We start from the raw sequence: 22,534 nt of genomic DNA, 5'->3' as shown, positions 1-22,534 counted from the left end.
TGGGTGAAGTGGCGGACCTGACGCCTCTGGCCATCGCGGTGCTGGCCCTGCTGGAAGAGCGCCAGATGCACGCGTACGAGATGTACCAAGTGCTGCTGCACCGGCGGAACGACCGGCTGCTGAAGGTGAAGCCCGGCTCGCTCTACCACACGGTCGAGCGGCTGGCCGGCCAGGAACTGGTCCGCGCGACCGGCACCGAACGCTCCGGCAACCGCCCCGAGCGCACGACGTACGAGGTCACCACCGCCGGGAAGCAGGCCCTGGAAGAACGGGTCCGGACCGGGATCGAGAACTACGTCTACGAGTACCCGCTGTTCCCCGTCGTCCTGAGCGAGGCGCACAACCTCGAGCCCGACGACGCGGCCGACCGGTTCCGGCGCCGGCTGCGCACGCTCGACCTCGAGGTCAACGAGCTCGAGACGGCGATCGCCGACGTGCGCACCCGCGGGGTACCGGAGCCGTTCTGGCTGGCCGCGGACTACCAACGGGCCGTGCTGGCCGCCGAGCGCGACTGGCTGACCACTCTTCTCCAACGGATCGAGAGCAAGGACCTTTCATGGCAACACCGCAAGTGAGCCCCGACGTGCGGCCGTGGCCCGCGCTGTGGGCTCTGGTACTCGGCTTCTTCATGATCCTGGTGGACTCGACGATCGTCTCGGTCGCGACGCCGGCGATCCTGACCGACCTGGACGCGGACGTCAGCAGCGTGGTCTGGGTGACCAGCGCCTACCTGCTCGCGTACGCCGTACCGCTGCTGATCACCGGACGGCTCGGCGACCGGTTCGGCCCGAAGAAGCTCTACCTGACCGGGCTGACGCTGTTCACGCTGGCGTCGATCTGGTGCGGGCTGACCGGGTCGATCGAGATGCTGATCGTGGCCCGGATCTTCCAGGGCCTCGGCGCGTCGCTGATGACGCCGCAGACGATGGCCGTGATCACCCGGATCTTCCCGGCCGAGCAGCGTGGCCGGGCGATGAGCCTGTGGGGCGCGACGGCCGGTGTCGCGACGCTGGTCGGGCCGATCCTCGGCGGCGTACTGGTCGACGGGCTCGGCTGGCAGTGGATCTTCTTCATCAACGCGCCGGTCGGCATCGTCGGCTTCGTGCTCGCGCTGCGGCTCGTACCGGACCTGCCGACCAACGAGCACAAGTTCGACCTGCTCGGCGTCGCGCTCAGCTCGATCGGCCTGTTCTGCCTGGTGTTCGGGATCCAGGAGGGGCAGAAGTACGACTGGGGTAAGATCACCGGACCGATCTCGGTCTGGTCGCTGATCATCGCCGGACTCGTGGTGATCGGGGTCTTCCTGTTCTGGCAGGCGAAGAACAGGGGCGAGCCGCTGCTGCCGCTGTCGCTGTTCAAGGACCGCAACTTCTCGCTCGCGAACACCGCGATCACCACCGTCGGGTTCGCGATCACCGCGATGACGTTCCCGCTGATGCTGTACGCCCAGAGCGTGCGAGGACTGAGCCCGACCCGGTCGGCGTTGCTGCTGGTGCCGATGGCGGTCATCTCGGGTGCGCTGGCCCCGTTCGTCGGCCGGCTCACCGACAAGGCACCACCGCGGTTCATCGCCGGCTTCGGGCTGCTCTGCTGCTCGGTGTCGCTGTTCTGGCTGAGCCAGGTGATGGAGCCGACGGTCCCGATCTGGCAGCTGCTGCTGCCGATCGCGCTGCTGGGCGTGGCGAACGGGTTCATGTGGGCACCGCTCGGTACGACCGCGACGCGGAACCTGCCGTACCACCAGGCCGGCGCGGGTGCCGGCGTCTACAACACGACACGGCAGGTCGGCGCGGTCCTCGGGAGCGCGGGCATCGCCGTACTGATGGAGTCGCGGCTGGCCGCGAACCTGCCGGCCGCGCCGGGTGGTGGGGCGTCGCCGGAGCCGAGCTTCGCGGGGAAGCTTCCCGAGGCGATCCACCAAGGCTTCAGCGACTCGATGGCGCAGTCGCTGCTGCTGCCGGCGTCGGTGCTGATCATCGGGCTGATCGCGGCACTGTTCTTCACCCGGCCGCAGCACCTGCAGAACAAGGCGTACGCGGGTACGGCGAAGGTCTCGGACCAGGGCTAGGGCTGGGCTGAGGCTGGGGCTAGGGAGCGACGATGTAGAAGGCCTGTGCGGCGGACGCCTGTCCGTCGTACACGGCCTTGGCCACGTAGGTGCCGGGCTTGGCCTGCGGCTGGCCCGGCAGGCAGCCGGGGCCGGACCGGCGTCCGTCCCAGGCGACCGTGCTGGTGGATTGCTTGCCCTTGGCAACAAGGAAGGTGGCCCGCGGCACGGTCTGCTCGCACTGGGTGGTGGACCAGATCTGGTCCGCGCCCGAGGTGATCGTGAGCGAGAGCAGGGTCGGGTCGATCGCGGCCTTGCACTCGTCGCGGACGGCGCTGAGCTGGACGGCGAAGTTCAGCGAACCGCCGGTCTTGACCGAGCGGACGGCGGGCAGCACGGCGACCCGGACGTCGCGGCCGGTGCACTCCTTCGGCGGCTCGGGCGTCTTCGGTGTCTCCGGGGTGCTCGGCTTGCCCGTCGGCTTCGTGGTCGGCTTGTCCGTCGGCTGGGCCGTCGGCGGCGGGGTCTTGCCCGGCGTCTGCTCGTCCGTGGACGGCGTACTGGTCGGGTCGACCGGGCCCGCGGGGGTCTCGCCCTGCTGCGGGCCGTTGGCCGCGGTGTTCTCCGGCTTGTCGCCGCCTCCGCCGATCAGACGGCCGAACAGCACCAGCACGACCACCAAGGCGAGCAGCAGCAGGCCCCTGCGGAACCAGTAGACGCTGGCAGGCAGGTGCCCGACCGGACGGAGCATGCTGCTCATGTCCGCACCTTAATGTCAGGATTGAGCCCGACATGTCAGACTCGCCGCTTTCCCTCGCTTCGGCCTTGCACTCGCCCGTGCAGCGCTGGTATGCCGACCACGCCCGCACCCTGCCCTGGCGGGAGCCGGACGCGGGGGCGTGGGCGGTGATGGTCAGCGAGTTCATGCTGCAGCAGACACCGGTCGCGCGGGTGCTTCCGGCGTACGAGGTGTGGATGCGGAGGTGGCCCAAGCCGGGTGGCCTGGCCGCAGAGCCGCCTGGTGAGGCTGTGCGGGCCTGGGACCGGCTCGGCTACCCCCGGCGGGCCCTACGACTGCACGCGGCCGCCAAGGCGATCGTGGAGCTGCACGGCGGCGAGGTGCCGTCGGACCACGCTGCCCTGCTGGCGCTGCCTGGTGTGGGGACCTATACGGCGGCTGCCATCGCGTCGTTCGCCTTCGGGCAGCGGCACGCGGTGGTGGACACCAATGTGCGACGGGTCTTCGCCCGGGCCCTGACCGGGGTCGCGCAGCCGACCATCTCCCCCACGGCCGCCGACCAGCGCCTGGCTGTCGCCGCTCTGCCTTCAGACGAGTCCACGGCAGCCCGCTGGGCAGTAGCCACGATGGAGCTGGGCGCCCTGGTCTGCACCGCCCGCACTCCCCACTGCTCCGAGTGCCCCATCACCAGCCAGTGCGCCTGGCTCCTGGCCGGCTCCCCGCCGTACGACGGGCCGCCGCGCAAGGGCCAGACCTACGAAGGCACCGACCGCCAGGCCCGAGGCCGCCTCCTCGCCGTACTGCGCGCTGCTCCAGGTCCAGTCCCCAAGAAGCAGCTGGACATCTGCTGGCCCGACCAGGTCCAACGCGAAAGAGCGTTGGACGGTCTGGTAGCCGACGGCTTGGTCGAGCCACTCGCACGCAACCGCTACCAACTACCTCAGTAAATTCAGTAAAAAGGACATGCTTGAGGCCGGCTTCTCCCCCTGGGGGGAGAGCCGGCCTCTACGCGACGGAGCAGTGGTGGAGTCTGCTCAGTTCTTCTTGCTCGACGTGGCCGTCTGGTCCTCGTCGTCGGCGAGCAGGTCGAGCGGCATCGCCGGGCTGCCGGACAGCGTCGCCAGCATCTGGCGGACGTTGGTCAGCTGCGCGTTGATGCTGTCCCGGCGCTGCGTCGCGGCGGCGAGCTCACGCTCGGACTCGGCGCGGATCCGCTCGGACTTGTCCTTCGCGGCGGCGACGATCTCCTGCGCCTGACGGTTCGCGTCGGCCAGCTGCTGCTGGGCCAGGCGCTCCGCCTCGGACCGGGACCGGTCGGCCTCGCGCTGCACCTGGGCCGCACGGTCGGTGACCGCCGCCAGCTGCTGCTCGGCCAGCGCCGTCCGGGCGGCGAACTCCTGCTCGACCTTGCCCCGGCGCTCGGCCAGGGTGGTCTCGAAGGCGGCCGCGGCCTGGGCAGACTTGGCCCGCTCCTGCTCGTACAGGGCCTGCGCCTCGCTGCGGCGCGCGTTCGCGTCGCGCTCGGCCTCGTCGCGCATGTCGTCGGCCTGGGTCCGCGCCTCCTCGAGGATCCGGGCAGCTTCGGCGTCGACCTCGCTCTTCCAGTCCAGGGAGTACTGCTCGGCCTCCTTGCGGACCTTCTTCGCGTGCGCCTCGGCGTCGGCGACGATCGCCTCGGCATCGGTACGGGCCCGGGTGACCAGGTCCCGCGCCTCGTCGTCGGCCAGGGACAGGATCTTGGCGACCCGCTCACCGAACTCGGTGAACGTCGGCGCACGGTCCTTGTTGTCCTCCTGCGCCGAGATGACGGCCGACTCGGCAGCGTCGGTCCGGGACTGCAGCTCCTGTACGTGGCGCTGCAGCTGCTCGGACTGCTGCTGGAGTGCGGTCAGCGAGGTGGTCAGCTCCCGAACGTGCTGATCCACCTGGGCCGGCTCATAGCCACGCAGAACGGTGCGGAACGGGGTTGGTGCTTCACTGCTCATGTCTTCAGATGCTCACTTCGACTGGTGGGTGGATCACACATTGTCACTGACAAGGATCTGACTGTCACGTCCTCATCCTGATTCCCCCGTGGAACCCTCGCTGGAGGACATTCCACCATCAACGCGGAAGCCGGGTACAGCGAGTGCCTCGATCACACCCGAAAGCTGGGTGAGCTCCTTGGTGATCTCGTCGCGGCGCTGGTTCAGCGCGGCGACCCTCGCCTCGGCGTCGGCGAGAAGTTTTCGGGCCTGCGAGCGGAGCTCGTCGGCGTGTGCGCGGGCCTGCGCCTCGAGCTGCTGGGCGTCGGCGCGGGACTTGCGGATCAGGTCGTGCGACTGGCGCTGGGCGTCGGCCAGGTCGTTCGCGGCGCGCTCGCGCAGCACCTGGGTGCTCGCCTCGGCCTCGGCGACCCGGCGGTTGGCGCGGTCGACGATCTCCTGGGCCTCCGCCGCGGCCGTCGCCTTCAGCCGCTCGGCCTTGGCCTGCGCCTGGACGGTGACCCGCTCGGCCTGCTGACCGGCGTTCTCCATCGCGGCCTCGGCCTGCGCGGTCGCCTGCTTGAGCGCGGCATTGGCCTGGGTGGTCTGCTCGGCGTTCTGCCGGGTGATCTCTTCCTGGGTCGCCTTCAGCCGGCTGGTCGAGCGGCTGATGACGCGGCGCAGGTGGGCGCGCTTCTCGCGCATCAGGTCGACGGCCTCGGTAGCGGCCTTCTCCCGGATCGCCTGCGCCTCGGACTCGGCCGCGGAGACCAGCTCGTCGACCGTCTTCTTGGTCCACGCGGTCTGCTTCTCGGCCTCGGCCATCGCGACCTCGGCGGCCTTGTTGGCGTCCTCGACGATCCGCTGCGCCTCGGCGGACGCCGTACGGCGGTCGGCCTCGATGCTGTCGACGACGAGCTTGGCCTGCGCGCGGGCGTCGGCCATCAGCCGCTCGTTGGCGGCCTCGGCCTCGGACTTCTGCCGGCCGATGTCCTCGACGGCTTCGGCGCGGAGCTTGTCGATCTCCAGCGAGATCGCGGCCAGCTTGGCCCGTTCGGTCTCCTCCAGCTCCGCCGTACGCCGTTCCAGCTCGGCGCGGTTCTCGCCGCGCAGCCGCTCGATCTCGGCGTGCGCCTCGGTGATCTCGCTGCGCGACTTCTCCCGGGCGGCCTCGACCTCGCGCTCGACGGAGACCCGCAGGTCCTTCGCCTCGGTCTCGGCCCGCGAGATCAGATCGGCCTCGGCCCGTACGGCGGCCTGCGACACCAGCGCGGCCTGCTCACCGGCGTCGGCGACCAGCTGCTGCGCCTCACGGCCGGCCCGCTCGACGTTCTGCGCCGCGGCCTCGCGGGCTTCGCGCGCCTCGACGAGCAACTCGTCGGCGTCGGCCTTGATCTGCGCCGCCGCCGTCTCGGCCTCGGCGATCCGCTTCGCGGCTGCGGCCTCCGACTCTTCCTTGAGCTTGTCGACCGCCGCCTGGGCCTCGGCCCCGAGCTTCTCCGCGGCGGCCTCGGACTCGGTCCGCAGCCTCTCCGCCTCCGCCTCGGAACCGGCCTTCAGCTTCGCGGCGGCGGCCTCCGAGTCGGCCTGCACCTTCGCGGCCGCTGCTTCGGAGTCTGCCTTCAACTGGGCGGCCGCGGCCTCGGAGTCGGCCCGCAGCTTCCCGGCCGTCGCCTCCGACTCGGTCCGGACCTGCTCGGCCGTGGCCTCGGCCTCGCTGCGGTGGTCGTCGGCAGCGGCCTTGATCCGCGCCGCCGCCATCTCGGCGTCCGCGATCCGCCGCGCCGCCGTGGCCTGCGATTCGGCGCGCAACTCGTCGGCCGCCGTCTGGGTCTCGGTACGCAGCTTGTCCGCCGCGGCTTCGGACTCGCTCCGGCGACGGGTCACCTCGTCGTCGACCTCGACCCGCAACAGCTCGGCCGCCGACTCCGACTCGGACTTCAGGCGGTCCGCCGTACCGGTCGCGTCGGCTCGGACCTTGGCCACCTCGGTGGCGGCCTCGTCACGCAGCCGCTTGACCTCGGCCGCGGTGTCGGCGCGCAGCTTGGCGACCTCGGCGGTCGCCGTGGCGCGCAGTTGCTCAGTCTCGTCGGCGGCCTCGGAACGGACCCGCTCGGACTCGGTCTCGGCCTCGGTGCGCAGCTGCTCGGCCGCCCGCTCGGCGTCGGCGAGCAGGCGTTCGGCGGACGCGGTCGCGTCGCCGCGCAGCTTCCGGGCCTCGCTCTCGGCTTCGGCCTTGAGCTGCTCGGCCTGCGTCCTAGCCTGCTCGGCCTCGCGCAGTGCTGAGTCGTTCTCGAGCTCGGCCTGCTCGCGCAAGGTGTCGGCGATCCGCTGCGCGCGTTCCAGCACGCCGCCCGCTTGCCGCACGCCAAAGGAACCGGCGTCGACGACCGGTTCCTGGGTCAAGGGCAGACGCGGTGCGTCCATGCGACGAGATGATTCCATCTCCGGCCCCCTCTCCAACAGTCCGGGTCCACTTGGCGCAGTCATGCTCTTACAACGAGCCACAACCGGCTACGGGTAGCTTCTTTTTTATGCCGTTGCGTGATCTTCCCACTGAATCGAAGGCCGCAGCGGGCCTGCTTCAGGTGCAGCGGCTACGGCACCGCGTGACCGTACGACGGACAGGGTGGCACGGTCCAGCACTGGCCGGACTCGCTGTGGTCACAGCCGCTTCGGTGCTGCTCCCGGGCTCGGCAAGCACAGGCTGTTACCTCTGGCGCGCCACGACCCAACCAGTCAACGGACGTGGTCCGGCCCTCGTCGTGCCGCTCGCACTGGCCGTCGTCGTGCTCGCGGATCGCTTGTGGGCGGACAGAATCCCGGTACGCCGACAGGTACGTGGCTGGGCCGCCGCCGGCCTGACCGTACTCACCGCTGTGGTCTGGACTGGTCTGGTGGTCCAGGGCCGATCCGGTTGCACCACCTCACCGGCTGTGATCGGCGTGATCGCCTGCTGCGCCGCCGCGGCGGTGATCTGCGCGCACTGGGCGACCCGCGCCGTACCGGTCGAGGAACTGCTCCCGGAGCGGCCGGAAAAATCTTCCGAAGAGCCGCTGAACCAGTCCGAATTGCGGGCAACCTTTGTCCAGCTCTGCGATTTCGTCGCTCCCGGACCTCCTCGGCGGTCCTTCGCGGCCCTGCTGTCGGCGGCCGCTGCGGGGCTCCTGCTCCTGTCGACTCTGCTGCCGTGGCGCGAGTTGGTGGACCCGGTCGCGCTCGGCCCAGCGGGTGCGGAGGCCGGCCTGCTCCGCTCCCAGCTCTGGGAGCTCCCGTACGCGTTGACGTGGGCGGTGCTCGTCGCCTTACTGGCCGTCTGCACTCTCGCCTGCTCGGTCGCCGGCCTAAAGCTTGTACGACGTACTGCGGCCGCCGCCACCGGAGCGCTCACCATCGCAGGCACGCTCCACGCGCTCCTCCAGCTCCCGCCGCGCCTCCCGGACGGCGTCGGCTACAAGCCTGGCCTCGGCGCCTGGACCGCCCTCGTGCTGGGCGTACTGCTCTTGCTGCTCAGTCTGCTGCCGCTCCAACAGCTCCCACTGGTCGCGGCTGCCTCTGTGGTCGGTGTGGTCGGCGGAGTGCTCGTCCCGGACGCCATGGCCGCGCCGTACAAGCCTGAGGTCGTTGCCGGCTCACCACACCGGCTGCTGAACTTCAACGGCGGTCAGCTCGAGGACCCGCTCGGCATGCGCGTCGCCATCGGCACCTCCGACCCGCTCGACTCCGTTGCGGGCAACCTCGACGGCAGCCCCGGCGAGTGGCTGCTCGGCCGCACAGGCTCGGAAGGCTCGACAGTCTTCGCGTACGCCGACGGTGTCGCGCTCCCGCAGGTCGCGCTCAGCCACGGCGCCACTCCGCCGGCTCTGCTCGGCGTGGCCGACCACCGGATGCTGCTGCTCGCCGGTGGCGCAGGTGACCGGCACTGGGCCCTCCTGTCGGTCCCGCTCGACCTGGTCTCGGCGGACATCAGCCTGAGCCACCGGGACCCGGACGGCCGGTACTACGTGACCCCTGGCGTCGAGGTCCTGGCCAGCGGCACCGGACCGGCTCTCACGCACCGGAACGCGGACCGCTCGATCGTCATCTGGGGTGGCACACGCACCTGGCAGATCCCGGCCGCGGCTCTGCGACCCGGGATGAAGCTGGACGACTACCTGGTGAACCCCGGCCCCGGCGCTCCCGGCAACCCGGTCTCCACCGGGCCGGACGGCACGGTGGCCTGGCAGACGAGCCAGACCGGTCTCGCGCTGCACCGACCGGGCTCTGACCCTGTGCAGCTCACCGGCGTCGCCCCGGCGGGCTGTCCGTTGAGTCGCGACGTGGCCAGCTCGTCGTTGACCGTCGAGGCGTTCGCAGTCGATGTGCGTGGCAACCTGTGGCTCGGCGGGAGTGCTCCGACGGCGGTCGTCACGCCGGACGGCGTGCTGCGGCCGCTGCCGAGTTGGGTCGCAGGTGTGGACAGTATCGAGGCCCGGCCCGACGGCTCCGTCGTACTGGGGGTCTCGCCGGGTGGTGGCGACCAGCTGCTCGTCGTACCGGATGCGGCCGCGTCGGCGGCGTCGTACCCGGCTGCTGGTGAGCCGTCTGCTCGGTGCGATCGCCGGAAGCCGGGTGGCGGCAGTACGTCGAGTTGGGCCACGCCGTGATCCGTCTGGAGGCCGAGTGATGACGGAGCCGGACCTGCCGGACGAGGTGCTGCCGGAGAAGCTGGCGCAGGAGGAGAAGCGCCTGGGCGTCGTACAGCATCGTTGGTTCGCACTTGCCACGTTGCTTGCCACGCTGCCTGCTGGAATTGCTCTGCTCCTGCCGTGGGCTTTCAGCCGTCGCCTTGGTGAGTCCGTCTGGCAGCTGGGCATCGAGACCCAGCCGGCGTTGGCGCTGGCCTGGCTGGGTGGGCTGCTGGCCGCCGTACTGGCTCTGGCTCTTCGGGGCGGTCAGCTGGCTCAGCTGGCGACTGGTGTCTCCGGAGTGGTCGCCCTGATCTACGCGGCCGGCGGCTGGCAGGCCAACACCGCCAGCGCTCTCAGCGACACCTGGCCTGGGCCTGGGCCCGCGGTGGCTCTTGTGACCGGCTTGATCTGGCTGCTGTGCGCGAGTGCTCAGTTCATCGCGGATCGCCCGCACACGGCTGAACCGAACGCCGAGGAACTCGCCGACGCCGTACGCCGTCTGCGCCAGAACCGCTGAAGTTCACCCGTGCGAGGGACCCGAACCCCTCGCAGGACGGAAGCGCTCGAGGGCCTTCCGGTCGCACCGTGGAACCACCACGAGCACCGGAGGACCACCCATGAGCGTCATCAGTCCCACCCAGACCCGGACCAGCCGCCTCCCGGTGGCCGTCGCCGCGCTGTCACTGCTGTACGGCGTACTCGGCCTGAGCTGGCTGCTCGGCGGCCCGCTGGACTACCCGTTCGGCCCGAACGCCGACGGCGACCGCCTCTCGCTGCTCGCGTTCCTCCCGGCGGACGTCGGCGCGGGGATCGTCGCCGTGCTCGGGTTTCTCGGCGTACCGGCCGCGCTCGGGCACACCCAGACCACGTGGACGCCGTCGGCGTACCGGCCGCTGTTGCTCTTCACCGCACTCCAGGCCGTCGTCTTCGGCCTGCTCGCCCCGAACATGACCGTCATCGTCATCGCCGGCTACCTGCTGGTCCTGGTCGGCCTGCCCGTCGCCTTCGGCTTCCTGGTCGCCGGCGCGTGGCGGCAGCCCGTCACACGCATGTTCCTCGTCGGCGTGCTCGCGCTCGTCGCCGTCCTGCAGGTCACCACGGGCCTCTTCGACTGGCAGGCCTTCCGCGACCTCGGCTCTGCCCTGGCCGGCGTACCGGAACGCGTCGGCGCCACGCCGCTCCTCCTGTTCGGCGCCTTGCTCCTCGGCGCCGGCTGGACGACCCTGGGCCTCCGAACTCTTCGCGACCGCGATCCCGACGCTGACGGCCCCGGCGTCGGCCCGGGTTGGGCCGGACCCGACGCCGTCCGCCGCTGGGGGTTCTGGGCGACGATCATCGCCGCCCTCTGCCCGATGCCCTACGCCCTGCTCCGGATGACCTGGCTCCTCCCGACGCCCGTCGGCCTGGGCATCGACTCCGTCGACCTCGACGCGGACCCCGGCATGAAGCTCTTCGGCCTGGGCCTCGGCCTGATCGCCCTGGCCTCCGGCATCGTCACCCTCGGCCTGATCCGCCCTTGGGGCGAGATCTGGCCCCGCTGGATCCCGTTCCTGGCCGGCCGCCCAGTCCCGGCGAAGGCGGCCCTGATCCCCGCAACCTCCGCCGCCGTCTTCCTCCTGGTCAGCAGCCCGTCGCTGGTCCAGATGCTCTGGCTCCCCGAGGAGTCCCTGCTCACCAACCTCGGCCACCTGGCGCTGTTCCCGTTCCCCCTCTGGGGCACCAGCCTCGCCATCGCCACAGCCGCGTACTACTACCGCCGCCGCCCCGCCCGTACGACGTACGCCTAACTCCGCCGGGACACGGTGACCGTCGCCCCCTGCGCAACAACCCCCTGCGGAAGCTTCTCCATCCCCGGCCCACTGGAGCCCTTCCCAGCCCCGCGCAGGTAGTCGATCAACACCCGCTGCCCCTGCCCGTCCACCACCAACGGCACCAACTCGAACTCCCCGGTCGACTCCGCCGCGCCGATCGTCACGTCCGGACAGGTCACCGCCTCGCCCTCCCCCACACAAGGCCCCGACGCCGGGTAGTACGGCTCCCCCGGCCCCGCCCGCCGAATCAAAACCCACACGGCCTCACCAGCCCGAAGCCCCCGCACCCTCCCCGCCACCCGCTCCACCTGCGACACCACCCCACCACCCCGAGGCGCCAAAATCTCCACCCCACGCTCCGGCACAACCTCACTGGCAGAGGGCTCCCCACCCATCCGCCACACCACGAACGCCGCCCCCACCCCCACCAAAGCCACCAGCACCCCGCCAACCGCAGCCACCCGCCACCACCCCGCGACCAGCGCCTTGGCCCGATGCTTGCGGCGTCCCATCCGGTCTCCTCGACGATTCCTGCGCCTGCCGTCAACCCCACTGCAGGTGCCCACTCATTGTCACCGACACTCCCCCGCTCCCGCTGCGCCAGGCACGCCGACGGACTGGCAAGGTTCACCGACCGTCCTCTGACGTCAGCCCGGCCGATTACACTCTGATGCTTTGTGTGGTCATTAGATCACCATCCGCAAAATAGTACCGATATCGGCAGAATAGTGTTGACATCAGTACTATTGTCCCGACACTGTCGACCACAGGACGAGGGCCTCGAGATGGACATGTCGCTCCCCATCAGCACCGTGACCCCAAGCCTCGACGGTCTGGTGCTGACGGTGCTCGCCCGGACCACTCAGCCGCTGACAGGGCGCAGGGTCCACCAACTCGCATCCGCCGGCAGCGAGACCGGGATCCGACGAGTGCTCCATCGTCTGGCCGCCACCGGACTGGTGATCGCCAATCAGGTCGGTGGCAGCATCCAGTTCTCCCTGAACCGCGAACACCTCGCCGCCCGACCGGTCATCGAACTGACCGGACTACGGCAGCAACTGTTTGATCGGATCGGGTTAGCGATCAAGGGCTGGGCAGTGCCTCCGCTCCACGCCAGCGTCTTCGGTTCCACTGCCCGCGCGGACGGTGACCTGGACAGCGATGTCGACCTGCTGCTCATCCACCAGCTCGCCGATCTACCGTCCGAGTGGAGCGACCAGGTCGGGGAACTCGCCGAGCAGATCCACGCCTGGACCGGCAATCACTTGCAGACCTACGCCCTCAGCACCGCCGACCTGGCACGGCATTTCGCAGCGGCGGAACCGATCGTCAATGACTGGCTGTCCGACTCCATTGCTGTCTACGGACCTCAGTTCCGCCATCTTCGCAACGAGATCGTTCACGGAGGACCGCAGTGACTCCGGCAGCCAGGACCCAGGACTGCAACCGCGCCCAGGCTTCCGTTCGGCTCAGCCAGGCCCGCGCTTTCCTCGACGTCGCCGAGCTCGTCGGCGCCGAGGACGACGAGCTCGCCAACCCGAACGTGTCTGCTGCTCTGGCCGTACTCGCCGGCATCGCTGCCGCCGACGCGGCATGCTGCGCCGCACTCGGGCAACGCTCCCGCGGCCAGGACCACCGCCAGGCGATCCAGCTCGTCACCGAGGTCGGCGACGACGGCCGAGCACTCGCCCGGGCGCTCGGTCGCCTGCTCGACGTCAAGGACGGCGCGCACTACGGCATGGTGTTCGTCAGTTCCCAGCAAGCCAAGGCCGCGATCCGTCACGCCACAACTCTCGTCGACGGCGCCGCCCGCCTTCTGAGCCGCTGATCCCGCCCCGCATCGGGTGGCCGCCGACAACGCTCGGGCGCCGCGCGGTCCTGCGCAGGGCAGTCACCGCAACAGCACCCGCCGGCTGAAACCCCGCACAAACGAAAGACCCCGCGGACGTAGTCCGCGGGGTCTTTCGTTCAGCTAGGGGATCAGCTGTCCTGGATACCGGTGCCGCCGCCGGCGATTTCGGTGAGTTCCAGGTCGGGGGTGCTCTTCTGGGTTCCGGTGAACGTGAAGTACTCCGGGAGCCCGTCGGAGTCGACGGTGCCTTCGGGCGCGACGTCGACCAGGACGATCTGGCCGGGGCGCAGTTGCCCGAACAGGATCTTCTCGGCGAGCACGTCCTCGACGTCGCGCTGGAGGGCGCGGCGCAGTGGGCGGGCACCGAGGACCGGGTCGAAGCCGCGCTCGGCGACGAGCTTCTTGGCCGCGGGCGTGAGCTCGATGCCCATGTCCTTGTCCTTGAGGCGCTCTTCCACCTGGGCGACCATCAGGTCGACGATCCGGACGATGTCCTCCATGGCGTGCTGGTGGAAGACGACGATCTCGTCGACGCGGTTCAGGAACTCGGGCCGGAAGTGCTGCTTGAGCTCCTCGGTGACCTTCGCCTTCATCTTCTCGTACGAGCCGGACACGTCACCGATCTGGGAGAAGCCGAGGCTGACGGCCTTGGCGATGTCCCGGGTGCCCAGGTTCGTGGTCATGATGATGATGGTGTTCTTGAAGTCGACCACCCGGCCCTGGGCGTCGGTCAGGCGACCTTCGTCCAGGATCTGCAGCAGCGAGTTGAAGATGTCCGGGTGGGCCTTCTCGACCTCGTCGAACAGCACCACGCTGAACGGCTTGCGGCGCACCTTCTCGGTGAGCTGCCCGCCCTCTTCGTAGCCGACGTACCCGGGAGGCGAACCGAACAGCCGCGAGGCCGTGTGCTTCTCGGAGTACTCCGACATGTCGAGGCTGATCAGCGCGCTCTCGTCGCCGAACAGGAACTCGGTCAGCGCCTTCGACAGCTCGGTCTTACCGACACCGGACGGACCGGCGAAGATGAACGAGCCGCTCGGGCGACGCGGGTCCTTCAGACCGGCGCGCGTACGCCGGATCGAGCGGGACAGCGCCTTGACGGCGTCGGTCTGGCCGACGTACCGCTTGGCGAGCTCCTTCTCCATGTCGAGCAGCCGCGAGGACTCCTCCTCGGTCAGCTTGAAGACGGGGATGCCGGTCGCGGTGCTGAGCACCTCGGCGATCAGCTCCTCGTCGACCTCGGCAACGACGTCCATGTCGCCGGCCTTCCACTGCTTCTCGCGCTCGGCCTTCGCGTTGATCAGCTTCTTCTCGTCGTCGCGAAGAGAGGCTGCCCGCTCGAAGTCCTGGGCGTCGATCGCCGACTCCTTCTCCCGGCGCACGTTCGCGATCTTCTCGTCGAACTCGCGCAGGTCCGGCGGAGCGGTCATCCGGCGGATCCGCAACCGGGCCCCGGCCTCGTCGATCAGGTCGATCGCCTTGTCCGGGAGGAACCGGTCGGAGATGTACCGGTCGGCCAGCTGGGCCGCGTTCACGAGGGCCGCGTCGGTGATGGTCACCCGGTGGTGCGCCTCGTAGCGGTCGCGCAGGCCCTTGAGGATCTCGATCGTGTGCGCGATCGAGGGCTCGGCCACCTGGATCGGCTGGAACCGGCGCTCCAGCGCGGCGTCCTTCTCGACGTACTTGCGGTACTCGTCGAGGGTGGTGGCACCGATGGTCTGCAGCTCGCCGCGGGCCAGCATCGGCTTCAGGATGCTCGCGGCGTCGATCGCGCCCTCGGCCGCGCCGGCCCCGACGAGGGTGTGGATCTCGTCGATGAACAGCACGATGTCACCGCGGGTGCGGATCTCCTTGAGCACCTTCTTCAGGCGTTCCTCGAAGTCGCCGCGGTAGCGCGAACCGGCCACCAGGGCGCCCAGGTCGAGGCTGTAGATCTGCTTGTCCTTGAGGGTCTCGGGCACGTCGCCGCGGACGATCTGCTGGGCCAGACCCTCCACGATCGCGGTCTTGCCGACGCCCGGCTCACCGATCAGGACAGGGTTGTTCTTGGTACGCCGGGACAGCACCTGCATGACCCGCTCGATCTCGGTCTCGCGCCCGATCACCGGGTCGAGCTTCGATTCGCGGGCCGACTGGGTGTAGTTCCGGCCGAACTGGTCGAGCACCAGGGAGCTGCTGGGAGCACCTTCGGTGGCCCCGGAGCCGGCCGTGGCCGTCTCCTTGCCCTGGTACCCGCTCAGCAGCTGGATGACCTGCTGACGGACCTTGTTCAGGTCCGCGCCGAGCTTGACCAGGACCTGCGCGGCGACACCCTCACCCTCGCGGATGAGGCCGAGCAGGATGTGCTCGGTGCCGATGTAGTTGTGGCCCAGTTGCAGGGCCTCACGCAGGGAGAGCTCCAACACCTTCTTGGCGCGAGGGGTGAACGGGATGTGCCCACTCGGAGCCTGCTGTCCCTGGCCGATGATCTCCTCGACCTGGGAACGGACAGCCTCCAGCGAGATACCAAGGCTTTCCAGAGCCTTGGCGGCGACACCCTCACCCTCGTGGATCAGGCCGAGCAGGATGTGCTCGGTCCCGATGTAGTTGTGGCTGAGCATCCTGGCCTCTTCCTGAGCCAGGACGACTACCCGACGGGCGCGGTCCGTAAATCGTTCAAACATCGCCAAAGCGCTCCTTGCCTCAGAGGAGTCGGACGTGCCGTGTAGGCCGACCCCCGTACATGCATGCTAGTCCCCGGCATCGACAGGCTCGCTCTCAGCGAACAAGCGAAGACCTCTCGCCGGCCGCCCACTGGGGATCACAAGGGAACAACCTCCGGGGCCCCGACGGTGTTCCCGGCGCGCCCGGTGTTCGCCACCAGCGAATTCCCGGTGGTAGCTGCCCCGGAAGGCACCTTCCGTCACCGGCGTCCGCCGAAGTGTCCACACTGTGAAACAACCGGAATGCGGACGGTCCCGGCGCCTTCGCAGGCACCGGGACCGCACGAACCCTCAGGCCGATTCCGCAGGCCCGCTACTTCGCCTCGTTGTACGCCGCGCGCACCTCGGCCGAGATCCGGCCGCGCTCGCTGACCTCGTAGCCGTTGTCCTTGGCCCACGCGCGGATGTCCGCGGAGTCGGTCGCCGACCGGCCCCGGGCACGGCCGCCGCGCCCGGCGGGACCCCGCCGGCCGGCCACCTTGCGGGCCACCCCGACATATCCGTTCAGCGCGTCGCGCAGTTTGGCGGCGTTCTTCTTGGACAGGTCGATCTCGTACGTCGTGCCGTCCAATCCGAAGGTCACGGTCTCGTCGGCCTTACCACCGTCGAGATCGTCCTCGAGAACTACCTGGACCCTTTGCGCCATCGATGACAGTCCTTTCCGCGCCCGCCACCGGGCACAATCCCCCTACTTTTTGGCTTCCACCTGATTTGTACCGCACAAACCCCGGTCCTGTCATTCAACAGGCGGAATGTGGGGAAAGATGTGACTAAAAACCCCGTCACTCACCGTATGCGTCGGCAACGGAATGGACCCGGAAATTGATCGAGGCGTTGGTTGTGCTAAGCAACGGCCGTCACGGGCTGTTTTCGGCTCACTCCGGACGCAGCAACGGGAACAGAATGGTCTCCCGGATCCCGGCCTCGGTGAACAGCATCACCAATCGGTCCAGGCCCATCCCGAGACCGCCGGCCGGCGGCATCCCGAACTCCATCGCGCGCAGGAAGTCCTCGTCCAGCTCCATCGCCTCGGGGTCGCCGGCCGCGGCCAGCAACGACTGTTCCACCAGGCGTTCACGCTGGATCACCGGGTCGTTCAGCTCCGAGTAGGCGACCCCGAGCTCGACGCCGTTGACGAACAGGTCGAAGGCCTCGACCAGCCCCGGGGACTCCCGGTGCGCCTTCGCCAGCGGCCGGGCCGACTCGGGATAGTCGCGGACGAAGGTGGGCTGGATCAGCGTGTGCTCGCACAGCTTCTCGAACAAGTCGACGGCGATCTCACCGGCATTCCGGTCCGGCTGCAGCTCGACCTCGTGCTGCTCGGCGAGCTTCAGCAGCGCGGGCAGGTCGGTGGTCTGGTCGACGCTCTCACCGACCGCTTCCGACAGCAGCCCGAAAAGCGTCGCGTGCCGGAACGGCTGCTCGAAGTCGATCACCGAACCGTCGCGCGCAGTGACGGTCGATCGCCCGATCGCCCGGCCGGCGTTCCGGATCAGCTCCTGGAGCAGTTCGGCCATCGTGTCGTAATCGCCGTACGCCTGGTACGCCTCGATCATCGAGAATTCCGCGGCGTGCGTGGAGTCGAGGCCTTCGTTACGGAACGTGCGGCCGATCTCGTAGACCCGGTCGACGCCACCGATCATCGCGCGCTTGAGATCGAGCTCGAGCGCGATCCGCAGCTTCATCTCCTGGTCGAAGGCGTTCAGGTGCGTCCGGAACGGACGGGCCGCGGCGCCACCGTTGGTGAGCTGCAGGACCGGCGTCTCCACCTCGATGAACCCGTGCGCGTCGTACGTCGCACGCAGCGACTTCAGCACGGCGGCCTTGATCCGGACCATGTCGCGGGCCTCGGGCCGCACGATCAGGTCGACGTACCGCATCCGGACCCGGGCTTCCTCGCTCAGCGGGCTGTGCTCGTTCGGCAGCGGGCGCAGCGTCTTGGCGGCCATCTGCCAGGCGGTGGCCTGGACGGACAGCTCGCCGCGGCGGCTGGTGATCACCTCGCCCTGCACCGACAGCAGGTCGCCGATGTCGACCAGCGCCTTGAACCGGGCCAGCTCCTCCTCGCCGATGTCGGCCAGCGACAGCATCACCTGGAGCTCGGTCCCGTCGCCCTCGCGGAGCCGGACGAAGCACAGCTTGCCGGTGTTGCGCAGGAAGATGACCCGCCCGGCGACCGCGACCTGCTCGCCGGTCCGGGTGTCCGCCGCCAGCTCCTGGGCGTCGTACCGGGTGCGGAGGTCCTTCAGCAGGTGCGTCCGCGGGACCGCGAGCGGGTAGGGCTGCACCCCCTCGGCGAGCAGCCGGTCACGCTTCTCCCGGCGGACCCGCATCTGCTCGGGCAGGTCGTCCTGCCCGTTGTCGGGGGTCACCGGGGTCTCACGTGGCTCAGTCATAGGCAAAGGCTAGTGACTGACCGCCTCCGGGACCGAATCGTTTGTCCTGACCACCAGCACGGTCGCGATCGCCGCGGCGACTCCGCAGGCGGTCCCGCAGACCACGAACGTCGTCCGAGTCCCCAGTACGGCGGCCAGCAGACCCCCGAGCGGCAGCGCCACCAGGCTGCAGGCCCGAGCGGTCCCACCGAGCGCCGCGATGGCCCGGCCCCGAACCGCTTCCGGCGTACGGGTGACGATCAGCGTGCTGGACGCGGCGTTGAGCAGACCGCTGCCGACCCCGACTGCCACAGCCCCGGCGAACAGCGCGATCACCCCGCCGGCGAGCCCCATCACGACGCAGGCGGCACCGATCGCCGCCATCCCTCCCAGCATCGCCCGTGAGCGACCGGCGGCGGACGTCAGCCGGCCGGTCCCCCAGGCGCCCAGGATCGCGCCGGCGCCCTGGGCCGCCATCACCCAGCCGTACCCGGCCGCGTCGAGCCCGACCTCGTCGGTGACCAGGAAGACCTCGACCACGTTGACCGCCTCACCGACCACCACGAACATCCACAGGCAGACCACCAGGATCCGGAGCAGCGGATCCCCGAGCAGACCGCGCAGGCCGGCCATCAACGCACCAGGCTCCCGTACGGCGCCCGCCGCCGGCCGCCGCCGGGTCCGCACCGCGCAGGCGACCAGCGCGATGATCCCGAAGGTCGCGGTGTCGACGAGCAGAGCGCCTCGCTCGCCGGACCAGCTCACGAGGACGCCGCCCATGGCCGAGCCCGCCAGGGTGGCGACGCCGACGAGCGCCTGGCTGGTGCCCGTGGCCCGGCCGACCAGCTCCTCGCCGACGATCCGCGGGATCAGCGCGGCCCAGGCCGGGCCGGCGACGGCCTGGCCGACCTGGAGGACGCAGACCAGCGCGAGCGTCTCGGCGAGACCGTGGCTGAACGCCAGCCCCAGACCGGCCACGACCTGAAGCAGCGACGCCAGGACCAGGACCGTCCGGGAGTCGTACCCGTCGACGATCCGGCCGGCGAACGGGATCATCACCACCGTCGGTACGGCGAACGCCAGCAGCAGCGCGGTCACCGCACCCGGGCCGCCGCTCTCGGAGACGCGCAGCATCAGGGCGACCAGGGCGACCGAGTCACCGGCGTACGAGAGCGCGCGCGCCGGCAGGACGAGGCGGAGGTCGCGGAAGGACCAGATCGAGGTCTGAAGTGTTTGCTTCACATATGTGAAGCTACTGCTTCATGGTTTCGCCGGTCAAGGGACTTCGTTAGGCTGCGTCCCGTGGCCCAGAAGAAACGTGTGGTGCTCACCGATCCCCGGGCGATCCGCGCGCTCGCGCACCCGGCCCGGCAGCGGGTCATCGACGAGCTCTACAACGGCAGGGTGCTCACCGCGACCGAGTGCGCGAAGCTCGCCGGCCTGACGCCGTCGGCGATGAGCTACCACCTGCGGGCCCTGGAGCGGTGGGGCATCGTCGAGCGCGCCGAGGAGTCGGCGGACGGCCGCGAGCGCCCTTGGCGATCGCCAGGAGGCAGCTTGATCCTCCAGTCCCAGTCGACCGGCGCCGGCCGACTGGCGAGCTTGACCCTGATGCGCACCTCGGTGGAGCGCATCCTCGAGCAGTTCGATGAGCTGCCGGCCACCGACCCGTGGGACGACGTCAGCTCGATGAGCCGGTCCCGGCTGTGGCTCACCCACGACGAGGCGCGTGAGTTCAACCAGGAGCTGGATCAGCTGGTCGAGCGCTACCGGGAGGGCCGCAGCCAGACCTCGCACCCGGGCGGCGCGCGCCAGATCAGCACCCTGCTGGCCGTCGTACCGACCGGCGATCCCCCGGCCAACACCGAAACGTCCACATAAATTCCGCCCTACGGATACTTCACAGATCAGTAAAACGGTTGCCTGACAGTGCCACGATTGGACCATGGGGGAACTTCACGCACTGGCGATCGCGGTACCGACCGGGGGCCTCGCGGTGGTCGCTTACCTGGTGGTCGGGCTGGTCATCGGCGTCGAGTCGATGGGCATCCCGCTGCCCGGCGAGACCACGCTGATCGCCGCGTCGCTGCTCGCGTCCCAAGGTGACCTGCGACTGGTGCTGGTGATCGCCGCGGCCGCGACCGGCGCGATCGTCGGCGACTCGATCGGCTACTTCATCGGCCGCAAGGCCGGCCGCGGGCTGTTCGAGCGGCTCGGCAAGCGCTCCAAGCACTTCTCCACCGACCGGATCGAGCGCGCCGAGCGGTACTTCCACAAGTACGGCGTCTGGACCGTCTTCTTCGGCCGGTTCGTCGCGCTGCTGCGGATCTTCGCCGGCCCGATGGCGGGCATGCTCCGGATGCCGTACCCGCAGTTCCTGGCCGCCAACGCGGCCGGCGGCATCGCCTGGTCGACCACGATCGGCATCGTCGCGTACAACATCGGTGACAACGCCGACAAGATCTTCGGCGAGCTGTCGGTCTGGGCGCTCGCGCTGATCGCCGTGGCCGCGGTCGCGGCGTACGCGATCTACAAGCTGCGGCAGCGGCGGCGGACCGACGGCGTCGAACTGACCGAGCCGGTCGACGCGCAGTAGCGCTTCAGCGGATCCGCAGGACCAGGCTGGGCGTCGCCGTACCGAAGACGGGCGTGCCCTGGTACGTCGTACCGGGGACCAGGAAGCGGTAGGCGAACACCCCCGGCTTGACCGCCTTGAAACTGATCGCGGCCCGGCCGCCGCGGATCGGGGTCGCCTTGACGTTGCCCCAGGCCCGGCCGTTCCAGAACTGCAGCATCGCGGTGCTGTTCAGCGCTGGGCGGACCACCACCGCGGCGTTGATCACCTCGTTGCGGTTGTGCAGGTTGCCGCCGGCGTAGCCCGCGCCCTGGATCAGCAGCCGGCTGCGGGTCAGGTAGGTCTTGCTGCTCGACGCGCTGGACAGCGCGCCGACGCGGCTGTTCACCGGCACGTACGCCCGGTACGACCGGGTGCCGCCGGTGTTGACCCGGACCTCGAAGTGCCCGCCCGGCTGGGTGGCCCCTCGGCCGGCCTGCACCCACGGACCGCCGGCCCGGTTCTGCGCGAGCACGACCACCGGCAGCCCGGCCGCCGTCGACTGTTGCACCGAGCAACGAGATCCGCCGCAGCTGATCTCCTGCTGGATGGTCCGGCCGCGGATCAGCATCTGCTTGCCGAACGTCCACAGCGTCGGTACGGCGGCCGTCGTCGCGGTCGTCCGCCCGGCGATCTCGGCGCCGGTCAGCGAGGCCCACTCGTTCTTCGCCCGCAGCTGGAAGTAGTACGGCGGCCGCACGTTCTTCAGCACCAGGCTCGACCTGGTCGTCGGCGCGGCGACCGGTTTGAACGGCTGCCCGTTGACGCCGATCACCGGCGTGTACTGCTGCGTCCCCGCCGGTACGTCGAGCGGGTCGTTCGGCGTGAAGTCCTGCGACGCGGCCGGCAGCTTCCAGCTCACCACCACGTCCTTGCCCGCCACCCGCGCGACCGCGTCGGACGGCCGCTGCGGCCCGTCGGTGTCGAACATCGGCGACCGGGCCGGCTTGCTCGTCACCCCGCCGCGCGACGTCCCGGTCGACACCGCGATCCGGTAGTTCCCGTCGGCCGGGAACGCCGAGGTCGGGATCGCCCAGGTGTTCGGGTCCGTCGCCGCGACGTACTTCACGTACGACGGGCTGCTGGACACCACGCCCTCGATCGAGATCCGGTTCGGCGCGTTGTCGTCCTTCCAGGTGACCTGGACCGCGGACCGCGCCTTGTCCCAGCCGACCGACACCCCCGTCGGCACCGGGTCCGACGTACAGGCAGTGAGCACGCCGCCGAGCACTGTCACGGCAATGACGGCAGGCAGTAGCGGCACCCTGCCCATCGCACCTCACCTCACCTGCGGAACCTGGAACGCGTTGACCATACATAGTTGGCACCCCAGGCTGCCTAGCAGGAGGGCCGAATCGTGATACTCCCCACCGAGGACTGCCGCACCCGCTTCGCCGCGGCGGACCGCGCTTTCCTGGCCACCACGGGCCTGGATCTGCGCCCGCACGTGGTCCCGGTCACGTTCACCCTGACCGACGACGTCGTCGTGATCGCCGTCGACCACAAACCCAAGACCACCCGCAACCTCAAACGCCTCCGCAACCTCGCCGAGAACCCGCAGGCCACGCTCCTGATCGACCACTACTCCCCCGACTGGACCCACCTGTGGTGGATCCGCGCCGACTGTACGGCCGCTGTCGTCCCTGAACATCCGGTCGAGGCTCTGGCCGCCAAGTACTCCCAGTACGCCGAAACGCCGCCGGCCGGCCCCTTCATCGTCGCAAGCGTCGACAAGTGGACCGGCTGGTCGGCGAGCTAGC

The 22,534-nt window shown here is 69.8% G+C and carries 20 protein-coding genes; 11 read left to right on the top strand and 9 right to left on the bottom strand.

Annotation, left to right across the window (positions count from 1 at the left end; genetic code table 11):
- Positions 1-8: 8 nt before the first annotated feature.
- Entirely contained in the window at positions 9-575 is a 567-nt protein-coding gene (locus ACLQ2O_RS06635) for a PadR family transcriptional regulator (protein WP_425828260.1), read from the top strand.
- Positions 557-2,068 (top strand): DHA2 family efflux MFS transporter permease subunit, encoded by a 1,512-nt coding sequence (locus tag ACLQ2O_RS06630; RefSeq protein ID WP_425828258.1) that lies wholly within the window; start codon positions 557-559, stop codon positions 2,066-2,068. The genes ACLQ2O_RS06635 and ACLQ2O_RS06630 overlap by 19 nt, the downstream gene beginning before the upstream one ends.
- Before the next feature lie 19 nt (positions 2,069-2,087).
- Here ACLQ2O_RS06630 and ACLQ2O_RS06625 read toward each other — a convergent pair whose 3' ends face one another.
- Positions 2,088-2,807, bottom strand: a complete 720-nt coding sequence (locus ACLQ2O_RS06625) for a hypothetical protein (RefSeq protein ID WP_425828256.1) — start codon at positions 2,805-2,807, stop codon at positions 2,088-2,090.
- A 32-nt stretch (positions 2,808-2,839) separates the two neighbouring features.
- On the opposite strand from ACLQ2O_RS06625, the gene ACLQ2O_RS06620 reads away from it, so the two are divergent.
- Positions 2,840-3,733 (top strand): A/G-specific adenine glycosylase, encoded by an 894-nt coding sequence (locus tag ACLQ2O_RS06620; protein ID WP_425828254.1) that lies wholly within the window; start codon positions 2,840-2,842, stop codon positions 3,731-3,733.
- An 87-nt stretch (positions 3,734-3,820) separates the two neighbouring features.
- Here ACLQ2O_RS06620 and ACLQ2O_RS06615 read toward each other — a convergent pair whose 3' ends face one another.
- Complete coding sequence (locus ACLQ2O_RS06615; protein ID WP_425828252.1) at positions 3,821-4,771, bottom strand: DivIVA domain-containing protein; 951 nt, start codon at positions 4,769-4,771, stop codon at positions 3,821-3,823.
- Positions 4,772-4,843: 72 nt separating this feature from the next.
- The gene (locus tag ACLQ2O_RS06610; RefSeq protein ID WP_425828250.1) at positions 4,844-7,177 is read right to left on the bottom strand and encodes a kinetoplast-associated-like protein; all 2,334 of its coding nucleotides are present in this window, start codon (positions 7,175-7,177) and stop codon (positions 4,844-4,846) included.
- A gap of 338 nt (positions 7,178-7,515) precedes the next feature.
- Between ACLQ2O_RS06610 and ACLQ2O_RS06605 the strand changes: the two genes are divergently transcribed.
- The 3 genes from ACLQ2O_RS06605 (at position 7,516) to ACLQ2O_RS06595 (ending at position 11,207) form a co-directional block, all read left to right on the top strand.
- Positions 7,516-9,396, top strand: coding sequence for a hypothetical protein (locus ACLQ2O_RS06605; RefSeq protein WP_425828248.1), 1,881 nt, complete (start codon positions 7,516-7,518; stop codon positions 9,394-9,396).
- A gap of 19 nt (positions 9,397-9,415) precedes the next feature.
- Positions 9,416-9,937 (top strand): hypothetical protein, encoded by a 522-nt coding sequence (locus ACLQ2O_RS06600; protein WP_425828246.1) that lies wholly within the window; start codon positions 9,416-9,418, stop codon positions 9,935-9,937.
- 100 nt (positions 9,938-10,037) lie between these two features.
- Positions 10,038-11,207 (top strand): hypothetical protein, encoded by a 1,170-nt coding sequence (locus ACLQ2O_RS06595; RefSeq protein ID WP_425828244.1) that lies wholly within the window; start codon positions 10,038-10,040, stop codon positions 11,205-11,207.
- On the opposite strand, the gene ACLQ2O_RS06590 is transcribed toward ACLQ2O_RS06595, so the two are convergent.
- Entirely contained in the window at positions 11,204-11,743 is a 540-nt protein-coding gene (locus ACLQ2O_RS06590; protein WP_425828242.1) for a hypothetical protein, read from the bottom strand. The genes ACLQ2O_RS06595 and ACLQ2O_RS06590 overlap by 4 nt on opposite strands.
- Positions 11,744-12,016: 273 nt before the next feature.
- Between ACLQ2O_RS06590 and ACLQ2O_RS06585 the strand changes: the two genes are divergently transcribed.
- Complete coding sequence (locus ACLQ2O_RS06585) at positions 12,017-12,649, top strand: hypothetical protein (RefSeq protein WP_425828240.1); 633 nt, start codon at positions 12,017-12,019, stop codon at positions 12,647-12,649.
- Positions 12,646-13,059 (top strand): hypothetical protein, encoded by a 414-nt coding sequence (locus ACLQ2O_RS06580; protein ID WP_425828238.1) that lies wholly within the window; start codon positions 12,646-12,648, stop codon positions 13,057-13,059. Before ACLQ2O_RS06585 ends, ACLQ2O_RS06580 begins: the two co-directional genes overlap by 4 nt.
- A gap of 152 nt (positions 13,060-13,211) precedes the next feature.
- On the opposite strand, the gene ACLQ2O_RS06575 is transcribed toward ACLQ2O_RS06580, so the two are convergent.
- The 4 genes from ACLQ2O_RS06575 to ACLQ2O_RS06560 form a co-directional block, all read right to left on the bottom strand.
- Positions 13,212-15,746 carry an ATP-dependent Clp protease ATP-binding subunit gene (locus tag ACLQ2O_RS06575; protein WP_425828236.1) on the bottom strand — a complete coding sequence of 845 codons (2,535 nt, stop codon included), beginning with the start codon at positions 15,744-15,746 and terminating at the stop codon, positions 13,212-13,214.
- A 352-nt stretch (positions 15,747-16,098) separates the two neighbouring features.
- Entirely contained in the window at positions 16,099-16,431 is a 333-nt protein-coding gene (locus ACLQ2O_RS06570) for a histone-like nucleoid-structuring protein Lsr2 (RefSeq protein WP_425828234.1), read from the bottom strand.
- A 229-nt stretch (positions 16,432-16,660) separates the two neighbouring features.
- Positions 16,661-18,181 (bottom strand): lysine--tRNA ligase, encoded by a 1,521-nt coding sequence (lysS, locus tag ACLQ2O_RS06565; RefSeq protein WP_425828232.1) that lies wholly within the window; start codon positions 18,179-18,181, stop codon positions 16,661-16,663.
- Between the two features lie 9 nt (positions 18,182-18,190).
- Positions 18,191-19,402, bottom strand: coding sequence for an MFS transporter (locus ACLQ2O_RS06560; protein ID WP_425828230.1), 1,212 nt, complete (start codon positions 19,400-19,402; stop codon positions 18,191-18,193).
- Positions 19,403-19,462: 60 nt separating this feature from the next.
- Here ACLQ2O_RS06560 and ACLQ2O_RS06555 point away from each other — a divergent pair, with 60 nt between their 5' ends.
- Both ACLQ2O_RS06555 and ACLQ2O_RS06550 read left to right on the top strand, forming a co-directional pair.
- Complete coding sequence (locus ACLQ2O_RS06555; protein WP_425828228.1) at positions 19,463-20,041, top strand: ArsR/SmtB family transcription factor; 579 nt, start codon at positions 19,463-19,465, stop codon at positions 20,039-20,041.
- 64 nt (positions 20,042-20,105) lie between these two features.
- Entirely contained in the window at positions 20,106-20,756 is a 651-nt protein-coding gene (locus ACLQ2O_RS06550) for a DedA family protein (protein WP_425828226.1), read from the top strand.
- 4 nt (positions 20,757-20,760) lie between these two features.
- On the opposite strand, the gene ACLQ2O_RS06545 is transcribed toward ACLQ2O_RS06550, so the two are convergent.
- Positions 20,761-22,047, bottom strand: coding sequence for a hypothetical protein (locus tag ACLQ2O_RS06545; RefSeq protein WP_425828224.1), 1,287 nt, complete (start codon positions 22,045-22,047; stop codon positions 20,761-20,763).
- An 84-nt stretch (positions 22,048-22,131) separates the two neighbouring features.
- On the opposite strand from ACLQ2O_RS06545, the gene ACLQ2O_RS06540 reads away from it, so the two are divergent.
- Positions 22,132-22,533 (top strand): TIGR03668 family PPOX class F420-dependent oxidoreductase, encoded by a 402-nt coding sequence (locus ACLQ2O_RS06540; protein WP_425828222.1) that lies wholly within the window; start codon positions 22,132-22,134, stop codon positions 22,531-22,533.
- The last annotated feature ends 1 nt before the right edge of the window (position 22,534 follow it).

It is taken from the genome of Kribbella sp. DT2 (genome assembly GCF_049844575.1).
Classification (GTDB): Bacteria; Actinomycetota; Actinomycetes; order Propionibacteriales; family Kribbellaceae; genus Kribbella.
The sequence above is the reverse complement of the archived record's forward strand: the minus strand, read 5'-3'. Positions and strand labels throughout refer to the sequence as shown.

Coding starts and splice junctions, on each gene's coding strand:
- ACLQ2O_RS06630 (WP_425828258.1), top strand. CDS start 557: ATGGCAACACCGCAAGTGAGCCCCGACGTGCGGCCGTGGCCCGCGCTG.
- ACLQ2O_RS06625 (WP_425828256.1), bottom strand. CDS start 2,807: ATGAGCAGCATGCTCCGTCCGGTCGGGCACCTGCCTGCCAGCGTCTAC.
- ACLQ2O_RS06620 (WP_425828254.1), top strand. CDS start 2,840: ATGTCAGACTCGCCGCTTTCCCTCGCTTCGGCCTTGCACTCGCCCGTG.
- ACLQ2O_RS06615 (WP_425828252.1), bottom strand. CDS start 4,771: ATGAGCAGTGAAGCACCAACCCCGTTCCGCACCGTTCTGCGTGGCTAT.
- ACLQ2O_RS06610 (WP_425828250.1), bottom strand. CDS start 7,177: ATGGACGCACCGCGTCTGCCCTTGACCCAGGAACCGGTCGTCGACGCC.
- ACLQ2O_RS06600 (WP_425828246.1), top strand. CDS start 9,416: ATGACGGAGCCGGACCTGCCGGACGAGGTGCTGCCGGAGAAGCTGGCG.
- ACLQ2O_RS06595 (WP_425828244.1), top strand. CDS start 10,038: ATGAGCGTCATCAGTCCCACCCAGACCCGGACCAGCCGCCTCCCGGTG.
- ACLQ2O_RS06590 (WP_425828242.1), bottom strand. CDS start 11,743: ATGGGACGCCGCAAGCATCGGGCCAAGGCGCTGGTCGCGGGGTGGTGG.
- ACLQ2O_RS06585 (WP_425828240.1), top strand. CDS start 12,017: ATGGACATGTCGCTCCCCATCAGCACCGTGACCCCAAGCCTCGACGGT.
- ACLQ2O_RS06575 (WP_425828236.1), bottom strand. CDS start 15,746: ATGTTTGAACGATTTACGGACCGCGCCCGTCGGGTAGTCGTCCTGGCT.
- ACLQ2O_RS06570 (WP_425828234.1), bottom strand. CDS start 16,431: ATGGCGCAAAGGGTCCAGGTAGTTCTCGAGGACGATCTCGACGGTGGT.
- lysS (WP_425828232.1), bottom strand. CDS start 18,181: ATGACTGAGCCACGTGAGACCCCGGTGACCCCCGACAACGGGCAGGAC.
- ACLQ2O_RS06550 (WP_425828226.1), top strand. CDS start 20,106: ATGGGGGAACTTCACGCACTGGCGATCGCGGTACCGACCGGGGGCCTC.
- ACLQ2O_RS06545 (WP_425828224.1), bottom strand. CDS start 22,047: ATGGGCAGGGTGCCGCTACTGCCTGCCGTCATTGCCGTGACAGTGCTC.